The 19,328-nt window shown below is 69.4% G+C and carries 18 protein-coding genes; 13 read left to right on the top strand and 5 right to left on the bottom strand.

Annotation, left to right across the window (positions count from 1 at the left end; genetic code table 11):
- Positions 1-241 precede the first annotated feature (241 nt).
- Positions 242-2,602 (bottom strand): transglycosylase domain-containing protein, encoded by a 2,361-nt coding sequence (locus ACFYMC_RS06490; protein ID WP_388519684.1) that lies wholly within the window; start codon positions 2,600-2,602, stop codon positions 242-244.
- 183 nt (positions 2,603-2,785) lie between these two features.
- Between ACFYMC_RS06490 and ACFYMC_RS06485 the strand changes: the two genes are divergently transcribed.
- From ACFYMC_RS06485 to ACFYMC_RS06465, 5 genes are all read left to right on the top strand, one after another.
- Positions 2,786-3,592 carry an ABC transporter permease gene (locus ACFYMC_RS06485; protein ID WP_388519681.1) on the top strand — a complete coding sequence of 269 codons (807 nt, stop codon included), beginning with the start codon at positions 2,786-2,788 and terminating at the stop codon, positions 3,590-3,592.
- A gap of 70 nt (positions 3,593-3,662) precedes the next feature.
- Positions 3,663-4,427, top strand: coding sequence for an ABC transporter permease (locus tag ACFYMC_RS06480; RefSeq protein ID WP_388519832.1), 765 nt, complete (start codon positions 3,663-3,665; stop codon positions 4,425-4,427).
- Between the two features lie 25 nt (positions 4,428-4,452).
- Positions 4,453-5,580, top strand: coding sequence for an ATP-binding cassette domain-containing protein (locus tag ACFYMC_RS06475; RefSeq protein WP_388519679.1), 1,128 nt, complete (start codon positions 4,453-4,455; stop codon positions 5,578-5,580).
- Positions 5,581-5,590: 10 nt separating this feature from the next.
- Positions 5,591-6,265 carry a DUF1707 domain-containing protein gene (locus tag ACFYMC_RS06470; RefSeq protein ID WP_388519677.1) on the top strand — a complete coding sequence of 225 codons (675 nt, stop codon included), beginning with the start codon at positions 5,591-5,593 and terminating at the stop codon, positions 6,263-6,265.
- A gap of 129 nt (positions 6,266-6,394) precedes the next feature.
- Positions 6,395-7,753 carry a DUF445 domain-containing protein gene (locus ACFYMC_RS06465; protein WP_388519830.1) on the top strand — a complete coding sequence of 453 codons (1,359 nt, stop codon included), beginning with the start codon at positions 6,395-6,397 and terminating at the stop codon, positions 7,751-7,753.
- A 105-nt stretch (positions 7,754-7,858) separates the two neighbouring features.
- Here ACFYMC_RS06465 and ACFYMC_RS06460 read toward each other — a convergent pair whose 3' ends face one another.
- Positions 7,859-8,128 (bottom strand): hypothetical protein, encoded by a 270-nt coding sequence (locus tag ACFYMC_RS06460; RefSeq protein ID WP_388519674.1) that lies wholly within the window; start codon positions 8,126-8,128, stop codon positions 7,859-7,861.
- A gap of 12 nt (positions 8,129-8,140) precedes the next feature.
- On the bottom strand, positions 8,141-8,581 hold the full coding sequence (locus ACFYMC_RS06455; RefSeq protein WP_388519672.1) for a hypothetical protein: 441 nt from the start codon (positions 8,579-8,581) through the stop codon (positions 8,141-8,143).
- 316 nt (positions 8,582-8,897) lie between these two features.
- On the opposite strand from ACFYMC_RS06455, the gene ACFYMC_RS06450 reads away from it, so the two are divergent.
- Positions 8,898-9,443, top strand: a complete 546-nt coding sequence (locus tag ACFYMC_RS06450; RefSeq protein ID WP_388519669.1) for a GNAT family N-acetyltransferase — start codon at positions 8,898-8,900, stop codon at positions 9,441-9,443.
- A 303-nt stretch (positions 9,444-9,746) separates the two neighbouring features.
- On the opposite strand, the gene ACFYMC_RS06445 is transcribed toward ACFYMC_RS06450, so the two are convergent.
- Positions 9,747-10,754 (bottom strand): SEC-C metal-binding domain-containing protein, encoded by a 1,008-nt coding sequence (locus tag ACFYMC_RS06445; protein ID WP_388519666.1) that lies wholly within the window; start codon positions 10,752-10,754, stop codon positions 9,747-9,749.
- Positions 10,755-11,025: 271 nt separating this feature from the next.
- Between ACFYMC_RS06445 and ACFYMC_RS06440 the strand changes: the two genes are divergently transcribed.
- From ACFYMC_RS06440 to ACFYMC_RS06430, 3 genes are all read left to right on the top strand, one after another.
- Complete coding sequence (locus ACFYMC_RS06440) at positions 11,026-11,307, top strand: DUF6412 domain-containing protein (protein WP_388519827.1); 282 nt, start codon at positions 11,026-11,028, stop codon at positions 11,305-11,307.
- 159 nt (positions 11,308-11,466) lie between these two features.
- The gene (locus ACFYMC_RS06435; RefSeq protein ID WP_388519663.1) at positions 11,467-12,273 is read left to right on the top strand and encodes a YidC/Oxa1 family membrane protein insertase; all 807 of its coding nucleotides are present in this window, start codon (positions 11,467-11,469) and stop codon (positions 12,271-12,273) included.
- Between the two features lie 123 nt (positions 12,274-12,396).
- Positions 12,397-13,254 carry a fumarylacetoacetate hydrolase family protein gene (locus ACFYMC_RS06430; RefSeq protein ID WP_388519824.1) on the top strand — a complete coding sequence of 286 codons (858 nt, stop codon included), beginning with the start codon at positions 12,397-12,399 and terminating at the stop codon, positions 13,252-13,254.
- Between the two features lie 159 nt (positions 13,255-13,413).
- Here the strand turns inward: ACFYMC_RS06430 and ACFYMC_RS06425 are convergent, their stop codons facing one another.
- Positions 13,414-14,511 (bottom strand): Gfo/Idh/MocA family oxidoreductase, encoded by a 1,098-nt coding sequence (locus tag ACFYMC_RS06425; protein ID WP_388519660.1) that lies wholly within the window; start codon positions 14,509-14,511, stop codon positions 13,414-13,416.
- Positions 14,512-14,566: 55 nt separating this feature from the next.
- Between ACFYMC_RS06425 and ACFYMC_RS06420 the strand changes: the two genes are divergently transcribed.
- The 4 genes from ACFYMC_RS06420 (at position 14,567) to ACFYMC_RS06405 (ending at position 19,322) form a co-directional block, all read left to right on the top strand.
- A complete protein-coding gene (locus tag ACFYMC_RS06420) occupies positions 14,567-15,829 on the top strand; it encodes an ROK family protein (protein WP_388519657.1) in 1,263 nt (420 codons plus the stop codon).
- Between the two features lie 150 nt (positions 15,830-15,979).
- Positions 15,980-16,954: a hypothetical protein gene (locus ACFYMC_RS06415; RefSeq protein ID WP_388519655.1), complete on the top strand. Its 975-nt coding sequence runs from the start codon at positions 15,980-15,982 to the stop codon at positions 16,952-16,954.
- A gap of 170 nt (positions 16,955-17,124) precedes the next feature.
- Positions 17,125-17,916, top strand: a complete 792-nt coding sequence (locus ACFYMC_RS06410; protein WP_388519651.1) for a GntR family transcriptional regulator — start codon at positions 17,125-17,127, stop codon at positions 17,914-17,916.
- Between the two features lie 281 nt (positions 17,917-18,197).
- Positions 18,198-19,322 carry a TIGR03364 family FAD-dependent oxidoreductase gene (locus ACFYMC_RS06405; RefSeq protein ID WP_388519648.1) on the top strand — a complete coding sequence of 375 codons (1,125 nt, stop codon included), beginning with the start codon at positions 18,198-18,200 and terminating at the stop codon, positions 19,320-19,322.
- The last annotated feature ends 6 nt before the right edge of the window (positions 19,323-19,328 follow it).

Here is a 19,328-nt window from a genome sequence, read left to right as displayed (position 1 = left end):
GATCTTGCTTCGACTGCCCGGCTCGCCCCGGATTGCCCGCTAATATCAATCGCCATGAACCGGTACAAGCCGGGCGTGATTTCAAGATCTTCAGGACGCTTCTAGGCGTGTTGCGAAGGTAGCGCCGTCCGCCCGGAGGACGGGCGGGACTTTCGCAACACACCCTTTAGCCGCGCGGCTCTCCCGGAAGGCGGGGACGGTGCCGTGGCCGCCCCGGCCCGCCCCCAGGGGCCCCACGGGGTCAGTCCCCGTCGGTCTGCGGCGGGCTCGGCTCCGGTTCGCTGACGCTGTTGCGCACTTCCGGGGCGGGAGGCCCGTCCGGGCGTTGCTCCGGGAACGCGGTGGAGTCTCCCGGCTGCTCCTGCGGTGATCGCGGGCCCGCCGCCTCGCCGTCGTGGGGGCTGATGTCCGGGGCGCTCGACCCGTCGGGGCCGTTCGGGCGTGCGGTCCCGGTGGTGTTGAGGTCCGGGGCACGGCCGCTTCCGGTGGGTCCGGCGGGCAAGGGGCGCTCTCGGCGGGTGAACCGGTTCGGGTCGTGCTCGCGCCACGTTCCGCCGGGCTGATCGGTTCCACGGCGTCGCGGGAACGGTGGCGTGAGGGGGGACTGCGATCCGGGCTGGAGCCTCAGGTCGAACTCCCGGTGCGGGGTTCCGGTGAGGGCGGCCCTGGTGTAGGCGGTCCAGATGCGTGCGGGGAAGCCGGCGCCGCCGAGCCTTTGCAGACCGAGTGCACCGTACAGGGACTGCTGGGTGCCGGTGTCGGGGTCCTGGCCCATGACCGCGACCACGGTGGCGAGTTCGGGGGTGTACCCGGCGAACCAGGCGGCGCGGTCCAGTTCGGCGGTACCGGTCTTGCCGGCGGTAGGACGGCCGGTCTTCTGGGCGGCGGCCCCGGTGCCGTTCTCGACCACGCCCGTCAGCATCGCGGTGGTGGTGTCGGCTGCTTCACGACTGACCGCTTGCCGGGGGGCGCGTTCCGGGAGGGTGAGGTCCGCGCCGTTGCGGGAGACGTTCTCGACCAGGGTGTGGGGGGTGTGCCGGCCGTGGGCAGCGAGTGTCGCGTACGCCTGGGTCAGGTCGAGGACACTGGCTTGGACGACGCCGAGGGCGATGGCGGGTACCGGTTGGAAGGCGGGGGCATCCGCGGGCAGGCCGAGGTCGATCGCGGTCTTCTTGACGCGGGCCGGGCCGACGTCCACGGCCATCTGGGCGTAGACGGCGTTGACGGATTGATCGGTGGCTTGTTGGACGGTGATGTCGCCGTAGCTGACCTCGTCCTCGTTCCCGGGGGAGTAGGAGATGGGGCTGCCGGTGACGGGTCGTCCGTTGTCGCCGTTGTAACGGGTGTGCGGGGTGATCACCTCCCCGTCCTGCGTACGGGAACGATTCTCCACCGCCGCGGCGAAGACGAACGGCTTGAAGGCGGAACCGATCTGGTAGTCCCTGCGGGTGGAGTTGTTGACGTACTGCTGCGTGAAGTCGACCCCTCCGTAGAGCGCGACGACCTTACCGCTGGCCGGGTCGATGGAGGCTCCGCCGACCCGTACCAGACGGTCCTTGGGGCGGGTGATGGAGAGGAAGCCGGTGAGTTGTTCCCGCACTGCCTCCACGAAGTCGTCCTGACGCTTCTTGTCGATGGTGGTCGTGATCCGGTAGCCGCCGGCGGCGAGGGTGCGCTCGTCGACGATCTTGCGCTCGGTCAGGTGGTTGCGGACGGCCTCGACGAGGTAACCGCGTTGACCGGACAGCCCCGATCGCGGACGCACCTGACCCGGTTCGGGGAACACGAAGCCGGCCCGGTCTTCGGCGGCCAGCCACTTCTTGCTGACCATGCCGTCCAGCACGTAGTTCCAGCGGGCGAGTGCACGGGCGCGGTTCTGCGGGTGGCTGACGACGTCGAGGGAACTGGGGGAGTTGAGGAGGGCGGCGAGGTAGGCACCCTCAGCGGTGCTGAGCCGCTCCACGTCCTTGCCGTAGTACGCCTGGGCGGCGGCCTGGATTCCGTAGGCGTTGCGCCCGAAATAACTGGTGTTCAGATAGCCCTGGAGGATCGAGTCCTTCGACTCCTCCCGGCCGAGCTTGATGGAGATGAAGAACTCCTTGACCTTGCGGCTGATGGTCTGTTCCTGCGCCAGGTAGTGGTTCTTGACGTACTGCTGGGTGATGGTGGAGCCGGACTGGCGGCCCCTGCCCCTGAGCGTGTTCCAGGAGGCGCGCAGCATCGCCTTGGGATCGACGGCCTGCGCCCGGTAGAAGTCGCGGTCCTCGGCGGCGAGTACGGCTTCCCGCACGGGCTCGGGCACTTGGCCAAGCCGGACGTTCTGCCGGTCCACCTTGCCGTCACGTGCCAACAGCGTCCCGTCCGCGTAGAAGTACTCGTTGGACTGGGCGAGTGCCGCCGCGTTCGCGGGCGGGATGTCCACGAGGAGGTAGCCGGCGGCGAACCCGCCGACGGGAAGGGCGGTGCACAGCAGCAGGCCGCCCAGCAGGCGTCGCCGGCGGGCGGGCCGGCGCCCCCGGGGCCCCGCCGCCGGGGCGGGGCCGCTCGGTACACCGTCCGGGTCGCGGGGGGCCCAGCGCGGTCGCGGTGAAGGGTCGCTCATTGTTCCCCGGGCTCCTCGACACTCCTCGACGGGCGATATGTCCTTCGGCTGTCCGGGACCCAGTAGAACACCGCGGACCGTCGCATTCCCGATATTCGTTCGCGCGGTTCGCCCCACGGAACTACGCTCGTGCGTTCTGGCCGGTGGGCCCGTGTGCCGAGACGGAGTCAGAAGGCAGGATCCATGAGGCTTTACGCGGCGGTCGCCCGGGCTGGGTTCCGGCGCCACGCCACGTACCGGGTGGCCACGGCGGCGGGAGTGTTCACCAACACCGTCTTCGGCTTCATCGTGGCCGCCACCTACCTCGCGCTCTGGGACGAGCGCCCCGGTCTCGGGGGGTACGACCAGTCACAGGCACTGACCTTCGTCTGGATCAGCCAGTCGCTGCTCGCGGCGGCTGCACTCCTCGGCGGCGGCTTCCAGGAGGAACTCCAGGAGCGGATCCGCACCGGAGACGTGGCGGTGGACCTGTACCGGCCGGCGGACCTCCAACTGTGGTGGCTGGCGGCAGACCTCGGGCGAGCGGCCTTCCAGTTGCTGGGCCGCGGCGTGTTACCCCTGCTCGCCGGGGCGCTCGCCTTCGACCTCGCGCTGCCGGCAGACCCCTACGTGTGGGCACTGTTCCTGCTGTCGGTGTGGATCGGGCTGGTGGTGAGCTTCGCACTGCGCTACCTGGTCGCCCTGGGGGCGTTCTGGCTCCTGGACGGTGCGGGACTGAACACGATGGCCACGCTCGCGACGACCTTCTTCTCCGGGGCCCTGCTTCCACTGACGGTCTTCCCCGGGGCCTTCGGGGAGTTCGTCCGGATGCTTCCCTGGGCCGCGATCTTGCAGGTGCCGGTGGACGTCCTGCTGGGCACCCGGGCGGACACGCCCGCGGGGGTGGCGCAGACCTTCGGGTTCCAGCTGATGTGGACGGCGCTGCTGCTCGGCGCCGGCAGGCTGTTGCAGGCGGCGGCGAGTCGGAAGGTAGTGGTTCAGGGTGGCTGAGGGGGCCCTCCGCTGGCATGAGCGCGCATGGTCGCGGGGCGGACTGCGTGGCTACCGGCTGATCGTGGCGATGTGGGTGCGTTCCACGCTCACCTACCGCACCTCCTTCCTCCTGACGGCCCTGGGCAACTGCGCCGGCAGCGCCCTGGACTTCGTGGCGATCTTCATCATGTTCCGGCACACCGGGGTGCTGGGCGGCTTCTCACTGCAAGAAGTCGCCCTCCTGTACGGGGCCACGGCCACCTCCCACGGTCTGACCGGCCTCCTGATGGGAAACACGGAACGGATCGGCTCCCGGATCCGCGACGGCTCCCTGGACGTCATGCTGGTGCGCCCCGTGCCCGTACTGGCTCAGGTCGCAGCCGACCGCTTCGCGCTGCGGCGGCTCGGCCGGGTGCTCCAGGGGCTGGTGGTACTGGTGTGGGCACTGGTGGTCCTGGAAGTGGACTGGACGATCGCCCGGGTGCTGCTGGTGCCGGTGATGGTGCTGGCCGGCGCAGCGATCTTCGCGGCGGTGCTCGTGGCGGGTGCTGCGTTCCAGTTCGTGGCGGGTGACGCTGCCGAGGTGCAGAACTCCTTCACCTATGGCGGGAACACCATGCTCCAGTACCCGCCGACGGTGTTCGCCAAGGAACTGGTGCGGGGCGTCATCTACGTGGTGCCACTGGCCTTCGTCAACTGGGTTCCGGCCCTGTACGTCCTGGGGCGCTCCGACGTGCTGGGCCTGCCGGCGTGGGCTGCCTGGCTGAGCCCGTTGGTGGCCCTGGCCTTGCTGGCTCCGGCGGGGCTGGCTTGGCGGGCGGGGCTGCGGCGGTACCGCAGCACCGGCAGCTGAGGAAACGGACGAGGGCGTTCGAGAAGTGGGCGCACGAAGCTCAGAAGGAGACGGCGACGAAGTGGACGGCTTCATCGAACTGGACGACGTGGCGAAGACCTTCGTCGTACGCCGCCGAGCGGGCGTGTTCCGTCGTGAGAAGCACCTGGTCAAAGCGGTCGACGGGATGACCTTCCAGGTTGCCGCGGGTGAGATGGTCGGCTACATCGGCCCGAACGGGGCCGGCAAGTCCACCACGATCAAGATGCTCACCGGCATCCTGACCCCGAGCGGCGGCCGGCTACGCGTGGCCGGAGTCGACCCCGCGGTCGAGCGGACCCGGCTGGCCAGCCGCATCGGCGTGGTCTTCGGCCAACGCACCACCCTGTGGTGGGACCTGCCGCTGCGCGACTCCTATGCGCTGATGCGCCGGCTGTACCGGATCCCCCGGGCACGCTTTCGCTCCAACCTCGACCGGTGCGTGGAACTGCTCGACCTGGCCCGGTTCCTGGAAGTCCCGGTACGGCAGCTCTCGCTCGGCCAACGGATGCGCGGTGACATCGCCGCCGCCCTCCTCCACGATCCGGAGGTCCTCTACCTCGACGAGCCGACGATCGGCCTGGACATCGTCAGCAAGGCACGGGTCCGCGGCTTCCTGCGCCAGCTGAACCAGGAACGCGGCACCACGGTCCTGCTGACCACCCACGACCTCCAGGACATCGAGCAGCTCTGCGAACGAGTGATGGTCATCGATCACGGTCGGCTCATGTACGACGGACCGCTCGCCGGTCTCCACGGCGCCGGCGGTGCCCCGAGCGAACGCATGCTGGTGGTGGACCTGGAGCGGGAGCTCGCCCCGATCGCCGTCGCCGGCGCCCGCACCGTCAAAACGCAGGGCTCACGCCAGTGGCTGGCCTTCCCGGCTACGGAGTCGGCCGCCCCACTGGTGGCCGCAGTGGCGGCCGAGTACCCGCTCCGCGACCTGTCGGTGCGCGAACCGGACATCGAGGACGTCATCGCGCGGATGTACGCCACCGGCCATGCCTCGCCTTCGGACCGGTGCCCGGAAGGGGCAGGTCCCGAACCGCAGCCAGCGGGTCAGGACCCGAAGGCCCGACCCGGTGACCAGGATCCACCCTCCGAAACCGTCGAACCAGGCGGGGTCACTGCATAAGGTGGGCCACATGAGTGACGAGCAGCTGCCGGAGCTGCGGGCTTCGGACGCCGACCGTGAGCGAGTGGTGGAGCGCCTGCGCGACGCCGTCGCCGAGGGGCGACTGGACATGAGCGAGTTCGAAGAGCGGATGGAGGCGGCGTACACCTCCCGTACATATGCCGAACTGGAACCGCTCACCCGTGACCTCCCGGCGTCCGCCGGCGTCCGACCGCCCGTCTCCCTGGGCAAAGAGGTCGAGGGCGACGACTGGCCCGCCCGGATCGGCGGCGAGGCGACGTCCTCGGGTGCCGTGGCGGTCATGTCGGGCTTCCAGCGCGCCGGACGCTGGACCGTACCCAAGCGCTTCAACGCCTTCGCGTTCTGGGGCGGCGGCGAGATCGACCTGCGCGAGGCACGGTTCGCCGACCGGGAAGTCGTGATCAACTGCATCGCGATCATGGGAGGGGTCCATGTGATCGTTCCGCCGGGCGTGGAAGTCCAGGTCCGCGGTTTCGGCTTCATGGGCGGCTTCGACCAGAGCGCGAGCGGCGAACCTGGCGACCCCGGAGCCCCCCGGGTGATCGTGACCGGTTTCGCCTTCTGGGGAGGAGTCGGCACCGAACGCAAGGAGCGCAAGAAGCGCAAGCTGAGCAAGGAAGAGCGCTCCCACATCAAGGGCGCCGACCACCCCAAGGAACTCTGAGCCGCCCGGCGAGATGCGAGCGCCCTTTGCGGGGCCGGTGACGAACCCGCCCGCCGGGAACTTCGGGCACCTCCCGGGAGTCGGTCATGTAGACGGCAGGGGGTGCACGGGGGAGGCACAGACGTGACGATGGACCGGATGGAAGAAACGGAGCAGGCACAGCGGCCCGGCCCGACCGGACCCGCATCCGGGCGAGCCGGCGGCCCGAGCGTGACTGCTCCCGGGCCTGGCGGCGAAAATCTCGCTGACCAGGAGCGGCGCCGTGGCGTTCGCCGTATGAAGACCACCGCGACCGGGCTCCTGCTCTTCGTCGCCCTCCTCTACGTCCTCGCCAAATGGGCGCAGAGCTCAGGAGCGGGTGGCTGGGCGGGCTACCTTGCCGCAGCAGCCGAAGCCGGAATGGTCGGCGCGTTGGCCGACTGGTTCGCCGTCACGGCACTCTTCCGCCACCCGCTCGGCCTACCCATCCCCCACACCGCGATCATTCCCACGAAGAAGGACCAGCTCGGAGCCTCGCTCGGGGAGTTCGTGGGCGAGAACTTCCTCTCCCCCGAAGTGGTTCGCGCCCGACTCCACTCGTTGGGAATCGGCGGCCGTCTCGGCTCCTGGCTGGCGGAACCTGCGCACGCGGACCGCGTGACCGCCGAGCTCGCCACCGCGCTTCGCGGCGCCCTGACCGTCCTGAGGGACTCCGACGTCCAAGCCGTGGTCGGTGAGGCGATCACCCGTCGCGCCGAGGCCGTGGAAGTCGCCCCCGGCATCGGGAAGGCCCTCGAAAAGGTCGTCGCGGACGGCGGCCACCGCCGAATCGTCGACCTCGTATGCGTCAAGGCCCACGACTGGCTGATCACCCACGGGACATCAGTCATGGACGCGGTACAAGGGGGAGCACCCGGCTGGACGCCCCGTTTCGTCGACCGCAAGGTCGGCGAGCGCGTCTACAAGGAACTGCTCCGGTTCATCACCGAGATGCGCGACATGCCCTCACATCCCGCCCGCGGAGCCGTGGACCGGTTCCTCACCGATTTCGCAGCCGACCTCCAGTCCGACGGCGAGACCCGCGAACGCGTCGAGCGCCTGAAGTCCGAGATCCTAGGCCGGGGCGAAGTCCAGGACGTCATCGCCTCAGCCTGGTCCGCCATCCGCACCATGATCATCGCAGCGGCAGAGGACGAACGCAGCGAACTGCGCCTCCGCGTCCGCTCATCCCTCATCTCCCTCGGCTCACGCCTGGCCACCGACGGCCGACTCCAGGCGAAGGTCGAGAGCTGGATCGAGAGCGCACTGGTCTACGTCGTAACGACCTACCGCACCGAGATCACCTCCCTGATCACCGACACGGTGGCAGGGTGGGACGCGGAACACACCTCCCGCAAGATCGAGGCACACATCGGCCGCGACCTCCAGTTCATCCGCATCAACGGCACGGTCGTGGGAGCCCTCGCCGGGCTGCTCATCTACACGATCTCGCAGGCACTTACGGGCTAGCCAGCTATTGCACGAGACCCAATCGGGGACTACCACCCGGTGAGTGGCCCCTCCCACCAGGTAGCTACCTCGGCTGACGTTGGTGACCAGCCATGCTGCAACGGTTCACGGCGCTTCACCTTCGGTACGACCGCCCTCCGCCTCTCGGGCGCCGGTGCGTCGCGTGCGAACAGCGACCACCACACACATGGCAGCTGCAACACCTACGACAAGCCAGAACAACAGGGTCTCGGGGAGCTTTCGGTATGTATCTGTCGGCAGGATCATCCCCAAGGCAATGGGTACGATCAGTGCGGCAGTAATTGTCCCTGCGGTGATCATGACGATCCATCGCAGAACACGTGACTGGCGCGAATTGAGCAGTTGGTCAGCCATGGCATCCCTTTGCTACTTGGTGATGTAGTGGCACTGCGATGCCCGCTTCGCTCCACCCACATAGAAGTCGGCGCACGCTTTGCCGTAATGCTTCAACGTGCGTCGCGACTTGTCGATACGGCCGATCGATTCCAGCCAGTCACACCTGTAGTGAGAAGCGCCCTTGCTGGTGGAGTAGGTGCGACCCTTGTCATCCGAGTATCGCCAGTCGATTCGCCAATTGCACCAACGGCCGCCTGCGCTGTCGGCGCCAGCAGCGTCCTGTACGGATGCCTCTTGCCGTGTGATATTCCGCCCGGAGCCCTTGATGTAGTGGCCCAGCGTTGTGAGAGGCACACACGCTTCGATGCCACGGAAGTCGTGGCAGAAGCCAATCACCTTCGCGTATCCCACGGCGCTTGCGGCCGCTGGCTGGGCTGTCATGGCCATCAGCCCTGTGATGGCTGCCAACACCTGTAGGCCTCGCCTTGCTGTTCGCATCGTGCTTGCCCTTCAACTGGTCTGTGCGCCTGATCACTTACGTTGTCTGCAACCCCAAGAGCGGTGTGGTGTGCACGGGCTGTGACCGTCCGGTGACGGAACCTCACTGAGGTGAGTGAGGCAGAACCCTTACTGTCACGTGGGCGTAACAGCGTGTGTGGTGGCCGGATTTGTCTCACACTCTCCGGATCCGCGGCTGATGCGGTGGCGGAACCGTCGGGGCGTAGATTCGGTCTCGGAAGGGGGGATACGACCCAAGCTGACCGATCTGCCTGCAGGGGGCTCGCGAGTGATTTGCTACGGCCATGCCGTTCACGACCTGGCCGAGGAACTTGTCGACGCTTACGCCGACGTCTTCTCTCGGCCGCCTTGGAACGAGGATGAAGAAACCATTCGTCGGTTCGCTGCCCGACTTCAGGGCGACATCCGCAGGCAGGGGTTCCGTGCCGCGTTCGCCCAGTCTTCCGTCGGGGTGGACGGGTTTGCGACCGGATGGATCACGCGTAGGCCCTTTGCCTCGGGGCGCGGTCGCGCGCGGGTATCCGCTCAGCTGGGGAAGGAGCGGGTGGAGCAGCTCCTTCTCGGAGCGTTGGAGATAGACGAGCTCGCCGTCCGTCAGTACGCCCGGCGGCAGGGTGTGGGGCGGATGCTCCTTGCGGAGATCGTTGCGGACGCTCCGGATGCGCGCGCTTGGCTGATCATGGCTCGTAAGGCGGGCGATGCCGTCGCCACCTATCGGCGTTTGGGCTGGCACGAGGTGTCGGCTTTGCCTGGTGCGTCAAGGGACTTGATCGTCTTTCTCAGCCCTGACCATCCAGACGCGTCCGCGGCCTGATGGCGGTCGCGTCTGGCGTGCTGCGGTGATCGCCCGCCCGAGTCCTTCCAGGTCCGCCGCTCCCGTGGGGGACGGTGTGGCGGGTGCGCGTGGAGCGATGCGCGGCCTCGTCGCGTCGCCGAGCCGTCCGAACACGCCGGTGGGAGGACGCCCCTCCGCCTGGCGAGGTACCGCATCTGATGCCGCGTGCTGATCCAACGCGGACCACGCGAGCGCCCTTGGGGCAGGGAGCGGAAGCCGGCACCGACGTGGATCGGTGCGTCGGGGTGGCGGCGACCGGGAGCGGTGGGCCCCGGCGTGGTGTCAGGGCGTGCCGTGGCAGTCCACGTAGGGCTTGGTGGAGCCGCACCAGCATGGTTCGCTGCGCGTGGGGGGCCAGGGGGCGGCTTTCCCGCGGGCGGCCAGGGTGGTGGCGTACTCGGCGAGGAGCGAGGGCGAGGACGGGGTCGCGCGTTCTGAGGCGGCGAAGGCCTCGTAGGACGGGACGCTTGCGGTGACGATTCCGAGGTTCGGTGTGCCGGAGGTCGCGAGGTCGCGCAGGGATGCCTCGATGGCGTCGAGGTGCTCGGCGTGGGAGGGGTATTCGGAGGTGAGGGTGGGGTAGGCGGCCAGTAGCTCGGCGAGCTCGCTGGTTGGCCAGTGGAGGACCGCGACCGGGAACGGTCGGGACAAGGCGGCGCGGCGTTCTCCGAGTTCGGCGCGTAGGCGGGCGATCTCGGCGCGCAGTTCGGCCGGGTTGTCCGAGCCGAGTGCCCAGAGTCTCTTGGGGTCGTGGAGTTCGTCGAGTGGGATGCCGCCGGTGTGGCGGGTGTCGGCGACCATGTCCCAGTCGTCGTGCGGTGCGCCGAGCATGCGACGGACGCGGTGGCGTCCGGTGAGGAGCGCCGCGGTGGCGAGCGAGATGTCCTCGTCGGGGCGGATCAGTAGCTTGGCGCCTTGGGTGAAGCACTCGTGGGCGGCTTCGAGCTCGTCGTGGGCCTCCAGCGTCTCGGCGATGGTTTCCCAGACCGCGGCGTCGTGGGGGGCAGCCGTGCGGACTCCGGTGATCAGGGCGCGGGCTTCCGCCTCGTGCCCGTATTCCCAGAGGTTGGCGGCTTGGAGGGATTTGATCAGGTGCGGGTTGGTGGGGGTGCCGGCCAGGAGGCGGTCGTAGAGGGCGGAGGCGCGGCCTCGTTCGTCGGCCAGCTCCAGGTGGGCGGCTGCCTGGAGGAGGAGGGGTTCGGCGTCCTCGGGGTAACGGGTCGCCGTGCGCAGCAGGCGCTCGGCTTCGGCGATGTGGTCCGCGTGCTCGGCAGGGGTGTCGGGGCGCATGGTCAACACCGTACTGCGGTGGGTGAGTCGGTCCTACGTTGTTGCGTGGTCGATCAAGGATCGTCAGTTGTTGACGAGAAGGGTCGGGATGGGGTGTTCGGTTCTGGTTGGTTGGGGCGCGCGGAAGTTGAGGAGAGCGAGGGGAACCGCTGACGGCGCGGCTGCGTTGACAAGGGTGAGGGGGAAGTGGCGACGCTAGTGCGGGGAGGGGTGCCTGATGGGTGGAGCGAGCTGGAGTCGGGTGTGGGCTTCCTTGCGCCCGCGGATCGGCATGGCGTTCTTGCTGTTCATCGTCCTACTTCTTGGCGAGGGCGGGCTCGGTGTCCTGGCCGGCTCCATGACGCTAGCTGCCAGCGCTGCCATGGGTGTTGTCCTGTTGGTGGTGGCCTCCGCCCTGGTCGCGTGGGCGGTGTGGCCGATTCCTCCGGCCCGAATACGCACCGCGTTCAGGGACCGCGAACGACGTACGGCCTTTCTGCCGCAGCGTGATCCGGATGCCGCCGGCCGGTCGAGGCCTAGGGCGCCGGGCCGTCTTGCCCAGACGGCTGCGTAGGGCGTTCTCCAGCTGAGGCTGTTGTCTGTGGTCCGGCGCTGATCAGATGTGTCGTGATGCGGAAGCCCTCTCGTAGCTCGTCAATCCGGAATGCACCTTTCGGTGCCGCTGTGCCCATCGGTGCGGCCGGCGGCAGGACGAGATCCCTCGGGGCCCCATATGTCGTTTTTTGCTGTCCTTGTTCTTTACCTGAGTCAATTGCTCCAGCCTGTCTTCGCGGCCTCTGCGGGTGCTGCTGCGGTCGTCCTGTTCACCGCGCTGGTGCGGGCGGCGATGCATCCGCTGTCCAGGGCCGCCTTCCGTGGGGAGCGGGCCAGGCAGGCACTCGCGCCGCGGGTGGCGAAGCTTCGCCGACGCTATGCCCGGCCGAAGGACGCTGATCGTTTGCGGGCGGCACTGCTCGAATTGCAGGCGGAGGCGAAGGTGAGCCCGCTGGCGGGGGTCCTGCCGGTGCTGGCGCAGCTGCCTGTGTTCTTTGTGATGTACCGCTTGTTCGCTTCCGGGCAGCTCTCGGGTGAGCCCAATGTCCTCTTGGGGCAGCGTTTGTCCGCGGCGCCGTTGGGCTCTCGATGGGTGGACGCCCTGAGGGAGGGCGGCCCGTGGGGTTCGCAAGGGCTCGTCTTCCTGTGCCTGTTCGCGGCGATCGCTCTCGTCGCCACCTGGAGTGTGGTGAGGGCGCGGCGGACCGCTGGGGCGAGTGGCCCGGCCTCCACGGGCGCGGTGGTAGCCGAGGGTGGTTCCGCGGCAGTGAAGTCCGGGGGCGCGGGCGACGCGGCGCGGCGGGTGGGGAGGCTGCTGCCGCTGCTCGCCTTCGGGACGTTGGTGACCGCCGCGATCGTACCGCTGGCCGCCGGCCTGTACCTGCTGACGACCACCGCCTGGACGGTGGCGGAGCGGGCTTGGCTTCAGTGGCTCTGGGGGCGCCGACAGGCATTGGCGGAGGGTGGGATGCGGTCCAGTCCGTGAACGGGGTCTTGCACAGTGGACGCAATCCTTGGAGGATCAGCCAATCCTCCGATGGCCGCATCCCATCGGCCGGCGCCCGGCAACTGCCGTGCGCCGACCAACCACGACCACGGGAGAGTGCTCATGAAGCTGCTGCGGATCGGTCCGGTGGGGGCTGAGGTTCCCGCACTACTCGACGAGGACGGGACGCACCGCGACCTCTCCGGGATCGTCTCCGACATCGACGGCGCGCTGCTTGCCGACCCGGGTGCGCTGGCCCGGGTAAGAGCTGCGGCAGCCGAGGGTGGGCTCCCGGTGCTCGATGCTGCGGGGCAGCGCACCGGCGCGCCCCTCGCCCGGATCGGGAAGATCGTGGGCATCGGGCTCAACTACCACGATCATGCGGCCGAGGTGGGGGCGGCGGTTCCGGTGGAGCCGATCATGTTCCTCAAGGCCGCCGATACCGTGGTCGGCCCTCAGGACACCGTGCTCGTTCCGCGCGGCAGCACGAAGACCGACTGGGAGGCCGAGCTCGGCGTGGTCATCGGCGCGACCGCCCGTTACCTGGATTCGGCGCAGGAAGGGCTTGGCTGTGTGGCGGGGTACCTGCTGGCGCACGACGTTTCCGAGCGGGAGTTCCAGATGGAGCGCGGTGGTACCTGGGACAAGGGGAAGAACTGTGAGACGTTCACGCCGCTGGGCCCGTGGCTGGTGACCACCGAGGAGATCGCTGACCCGCAGGACCTCGGAGTGCGGCTGTGGGTGAACGGCGAGTTGAGGCAGGACGGTTCCACGGGCAGGCAGATCTTCGCCGTCGGCGAAGTGGTGCGGTACCTGAGTCAGTTCATGACGCTCCACCCGGGGGACCTCATCCTCACCGGTACGCCGGCCGGGGTGGCGATGGGACAGCCGGAGCCGAAGCCGTTCCTGCGGGCCGGTGACGTGGTCGAGTTGGAGATCGACGGGCTGGGCCGTCAGCGTCAGCAGTTCAAGAGCGCCTGACGAAACACCGTTGAGTCTTGTGCGGTCGCGGACGGGGTGCATCGCGGGCAGCGCTGAGGGCTCGCCTCGCTCCTGCGAGCCGAGGTCGCTCGTGCGGTGTCCCCGGCTCGCCCTGCCCTCGCGGCTGCCTGTACCGGCGCCGCGGGAGCGGGTGGCAAATCACCGCGTGGGCAGGTCGACCACCGTTCCGTACTCGGCGGAGCGGCGGGCGGCTTCCAGCACGTCGAGGCAGGCTGCCGCCTGCGCTGCGGTGACCGGTGCTGCGGTGCCCTCGCGTAGGGCGGTGGCCACGGCCGCGTAGTACGCCGGATAGTCCCCGGGCAGCGTCGGTACGGGATCGCCGCCGCCGGTGAGCGGCGACTCCCCGGCGCCGAGCCTGCCCCAGGACGATTCGGGTTCCATGCCCCAGGCCATGTCCCCGCGGGGGCGCTGGCCTTCGCGCAGCGCCGCCTCTTGTGGGTCGAGGCCGTACTTGACGAATCCGGCCTTGGAGCCCAGTACTTTGAAGCGTGGCCCGAGCTGTGCCGTGGTGGCGCTGACGTAGAGGTGTGAGCGGACACCGTTGGTGTGGGTCAGGGCGATGAAGGTGTCGTCGTCGGCTTCGGCGCCCGGGCGGCGCACGTCGCTCTCCGCGTAGACCCGTACCACCGGGCCGAAGAGGACCAGCGCCTGGTCGACCAGGTGGCTGCCGAGGTCGTAGAGCAGCCCGCCGATCTCCTCTGGCGCGCCTGACTCGCGCCAGCCGCCCTTGAGCTGTGGTCTCCACCGTTCGAAGCGGGACTCGAAGCGCTGCACCTCGCCGAGGGCGCCGTTGGTGATGAGGTGTTGCAGGGTGCGGAAGTCGTTGTCCCAGCGGCGGTTGTGGAAGACGGACAGGAACAGGCCGCGCCCTTCGGCGAGGGCCGCGAGTTCCCGGGCCTGTGCGGCGGTGCCCGCCACGGGCTTGTCGACCACCACGGACAGGCCGGCTTCCAGGGCTGCCGTGGCCAGCGGGACATGGGTGCGGTTCGGTGAGGCGATGACGACGAGGTCGAGTTCTGCGGCGCGGTCCCACAGTTCCTCAGGGGTGTGGGCGATGCGTACGTCCGGGAACTCGCCGCGTGCCCGAGCCTGCCGCTCGGCGTTGGCGGTGACGACGGTGTCGAGCGTAAGTCCTTCGGTGGCGGCGACCAGGGGGCCGTGGAAGACGGAGCCGGCGAGGCCGTACCCGACGAGGGCGACGCGCAGCGGGCTGGCGGCGGGCGGGGTGGACGTCATGATCCCACTTAAACAACACTGTTGCCTAAGTGCAAGCATCGAAGAGAATGGGCGGGTGGACACCGAGTTCGGGGGAGTCGTGGGTCAGGTGGTGGTGCCCGGGGCGGCGGTGCGGAGCAGCGGGCGGGGGGTGAACCTGCCGGCGCTGCGCGACCACAATGCGACGCTGGTTTTGGACCTGCTGCGCGCGGCGGGAGCGCAGGGCACCAGCCGACCCGAGTTGGCCGACCGTACGGGGTTGACCCCACAGGCCGTCAGCAAGATCACGAGTCGGCTCCGGGAACAGGGGCTGGTGGCTGAGGCGGGGAGGCGCGCTTCGACCGGTGGGAAGCCCAGCACGCTCCTGCGGCTGGTTCCACAGGCGGGGTACGCGGTCGGGCTGCACCTGGACCGTGAAGAGTCCACCGCGGTGCTCGTCGACCTGAGCGGGCGGGTGCTGGCCGCGCGCGCCAGGGAGTACGCCGCTGGCGCCGACACCCCGCCGGCCCTGGCGGCGCCGTCCGGGCCCGACCCTGAAGCTCTGCTGGATTTCGCGGTCTTCGAAGTGGCCGCGCTGCTCGCCGGAGCCCGTGAGGCAGGTGTGGCACCGGCGGGCTTGAGCGGCACCCGCCTGTTGGGGGTGGGGGTGGCCGCGCCCGGTCCACTTGATCACCGGGCCGGGGTCCTGGGGCGGGTGACAGGCTTGCCTGCCTGGGAGGGCGTCACGCTGCGTGACGATCTGTCGGACCGGCTGGGGGTCCCGGTGGTCTTGGACAAGGACACCAACGCTGCCGCCCTGGGCTTCGAGCCGTCGCCGGATTCGTTCGCCTACCTGCACCTGGGGTCGGGCCTGGGCGCCGGGCTGGTTCTCGGCGGGGCTTTGCACCGGGGCGCTCGCACCATGGCTGGGGAGTTCGGGCATCAGGTGATGCAGTTGGACGGTCCGGTGTGCGGGTGCGGTCAGCGGGGGTGTCTTGAGGTGCTCACCTTGGCCGCGGTGGCCGCCCGGGACCTGCCGTGGGCAGCGCGCCTGTTGGGTGCGGGTGCTGCGAACCTGGTGGCCTTGCTCGATCTGGACCGGGTGTGGCTGGGCGGGCGAGTGATCGAGTCGGCGCCGCAGGTGTTCCTCCGCGAGGTTGCCCGGGTCCTTGCGGGGCAGGCCCGACGGACCGGAGCGTCTGTCGTGCCACCGGTCCTGCTGGCCCAGGGGTACGCGGCGCCGGGAGGTGCTCCGGGGGTTGGTGGGCTCGGGGGTGCCGGCACCGAGCGGTGGCCGGTCGCTGAGGGCGCGGCGCAGTTGCTGTTGGGTCCGCTGTTCGGCCGAGGGGCACGGGAATAGCTGGGCTGTTCGAGGGTATTTGCACGGCCGGTCGACAGGGCGGACGCGTGGCGGTCCGGGCGGCCTCGTCCTTGTGGCTAGGGTCTCGCCTCACGGCGAGGTGATTGTCACCTGGTCTTATCATCGTCCGGCGAGCAGCGAAGGCACCTCATGCGACTGCACAACGCCCTGGTCCCTGCCGCGATGGCGGCTGCGATCCTCCCGGCAGTCTTCACCGTGCCTGCTCTCGCCCTGTCCGCCCCGCGTCAGGCAGGGATCGTGGCACCGGCGGTCGCCGGTGACCAACAGCCGCTGACCCCCCCACGTGACGGCGGTTCTGGAACTGGGCGCCGTAGCCTGTCCGGTAGCGTGGCCGGCCCGCGCGGTGGCGGCGCCAACCCGGCGCCGGCAGCCCCCGCGCGCGTCCAGCCCGCCTGTGGTGAGGTCGAGAGCACGGACTTTCCGCTCGGTGCCCGGATCCGTGGTGGGCCGACGGTGTACCGCAGCGGGGGCGGGTACCAGAGCTGGTACCTCGACCTGACCAACAACACGGCGCAGGACTGCGAGGCGATCCACCCCGTGGTGGTCTTCACCGACCGAGACCACCAGCTCAACGCGGCACAGTTCCGCATGGACTTCCTGGACGGGACCACGGGCCGGCGGTTGCCGGTGTCCTTCGAGCAGACGGACCGGGACGAGACCATCGCGATCTTCGACGGCCGGGGCGCGCGTGGCGAGCACGTCCCGGCGTCCCGGCGTGGTCGCAGGAGGGGAACGGAGTTCGAAGGCTTTCGGGTGCCGGCCGCCGGCTCGCTCACGATCACGGTCAGGCTGGCCTTCACCGCAGACACCCCACCCGGTGAGATCCTCGCCGACGCCGCTCTGGTCCAACGTCGTGGCGACGACGGGAGTTGGGCCGGCGAGTCCGGCGGCTACCGCTTCTCCGTGGAGGAGCCCACCAGCCCCGAGCAGCCCGGCTCGGTCGAAGTGCTCGCGCAGAGCGGGGTCTCCCGGCTGCACGTGCAGGAGCGGGCCACAAGGCTGCGCGCCTTCGCGGTCGCTGCGGTCGGGCTCACGGGCCTGGGCGGGCTGATGGTCGCCAGCTCCCGGTGGGTGCGACGGAGCGGCGCGCAGACCAGGCACTGAGTGGACGGTCTGCGCCTCCACCGACCGGTGGGGCGTTGCTCTGGCCGCTCCGGTCCCCGGCTTGGGCCTGGGCGCGCCGGTCATATGTGCTGCGCCCCGGGGTGGCTGCGCCGCTGGGTGCTCTCCGGTCTTTGGGCGAGAGGGGCAACGCCACCCCGTACAGTCCAGGTGTGGAACCCACGCACTCGACCTCGCGACTTCACGCGTTCTCACCCGGATCGCCGATCCGTTCGGGCATTCCCGAGCACGGGCGCATTCCGAAGTACTACGCCGTCAAGGCGCGCATCGCCGTGCTTGTCGACGAGTTGGGGGAGGGCGGCCTGCTGCCCACTGAACGTGACCTCGCCATCCGGTACGAGGTGGCGCGTGAAACGGTCCGGCAAGCGCTGCGTGAGCTCTTGTTGGAGGGGCGGCTGCGGCGGCACGGGCGCGGGACGGTAGTGGCCGGGCCCAAACTGGAGCAGCCGCTCTCGTTGGCCAGTTACACCGAGGGGGTGCGGCGACAGGGCCGGAACCCGGGCCGGCACCTCATCGGACTCGAACAGTTCTCCTGTCCCCCGGACCTCGCCGGCGATATCGGCGTCCAGACCGGTGATCCGGTCTGGCACCTGGAGCGGGTGCTGCTCGCGGACGACGAGCGGGTCGGGCTGGAGAGCACCTACATCGCGGTTGCGCGACTTCCTCTTCTGGACAGTGAGTTCGAGCCTGACTCGTCCTTCTACGCCTATCTCCGTGAGCGGTACGACCTGCGCATCGGAGAAGCCGACGAGCGGCTTGAGACGGTGCTGGCCACACCGCGCGAGGCATTGCTGATCGGCACTCCGCCCGCTCTGCCCATGTTGTTGATCCAGCGCGTCTCGCGGGATCAGCGCGGGGTGCCGCTGGAGCGGGTCCGTTCGCTCTACCGCGGTGATCGGTTCAGCTTCACGACTCGACTGAGCCCTGGAAAGACGCCCGGCTGACCCCCCGGGGCGCCCCGTGCCGCGGGGCGGTGTGCCGCACGGGTCGTGATGCCGCGGCGGGTCGGGCGGAGCGCTGCCCTGCGTCCCGCACGCCGAGCAGTGGGGTGCGGGAGCGCTCTGCTGGTGTCCCAAAACCCGGACAGATCCACCCTTGGTGCCATCGTCCGCCTCGGTGTCTATCACGAAAAAATAACGGGTCTAGTCCAAGCTTGGGGGGCTGTTCACCGCCACGTCGCCGGGCGGCCCCTGGCGGGCAACGGTCCGCCACCACCGTTTGCGGAGTGAGAGTCATAGTCGTCGGAGGCGGTGTGGTCGGCACCATGCACGCCTGGCAAGCCATCAACCGGGGCCACGAAGTGGTCCAGATCGAGCGGGAGAACGAGGCGCGCGGCGCCTCCCTGCGCAACTTCGGCCAGGTGTGGGTCAGTGGCCGCGCCGGGGGAGAGGAACTTGAAACCGCCCTGCGCTCACGCGAGTTGTGGGAGTTGATCGGAAGCGAACTGCCGGACCTGGGCTTCCGCGCCACGGGATCGCTCACGCTGGTGCGTAACTCCCTTGAACTCGCCGTCGCCGAAGCCGCCACGGCCCGCCCGGATGCTGGCGCACGTGGCTACCGGCTGCTGACCGTTGCCGAGGCACGTGCGATCAACCCGGCCCTGCGGGGCGAGTTCACCGCCGCCCTGTGGTGCGCACGCGACGGCGCGGTCGAGCCGCGCACCGCCCAAGTGGTGCTCCGCAAAGCACTGCTCGCCTCGGGCCGCTACACCTTCCTCGGCGGTCGCGAGGTGCGGGAGGTGGTAGGTGAGCGGGCGGTCCGCGACGACCACGGCAGCCTGCACGGAGGCGACCACGTCCTGCTGTGCACCGGAGCCTGGTTGAGCGGCCTGGTGCGGGAACTGGTCGGGCCCGCCCTGCCCGTGCGGCGGGTGCGCCTGCAGATGATGCAGACCGATCCGCTCGGCGAGCCCCTCACCACCTCGGTGGCCGACGCGGACAGTTTCCGTTACTACCCGGCCTACGCCTCTGCCGCTCTCGACGAGCTCAACGCCCAACAGCCGCAGGCGAAGAGGGCAGCGGAGCACCGGATGCAACTACTGATGGTGCAGCGCCGCGACGGATCCTTGACCATCGGCGACACCCACGAGTACGAGCACCCCTTCGCCTTCGACGCCCTTGAGGACCCTTACGACCACCTCACCGAGGTGGTCGAGGCATTCCTGGGACGGCCGTTGCCGAAGATCCGGCGGCGCTGGGCCGGGGTCTACGCACAGTGCACCGACACCACCCGGGTCGTTCACCGCCAGCAACTGCGCGAAGGTGTCTGGCTGGTGACCGGGCCGGGAGGGCGTGGGATGACGTGTTCGCCCGCCATCGCCGAAACCACCGCGAACGAACTGGGCTGGTGAGCATTC

It is taken from the genome of Streptomyces sp. NPDC006879, from assembly GCF_042869595.1.
Classification (GTDB): Bacteria; Actinomycetota; Actinomycetes; order Streptomycetales; family Streptomycetaceae; genus Streptomyces.
Note: the sequence above shows the minus strand (reverse complement) of the source record. Positions and strands in the feature narration are given on the sequence as shown.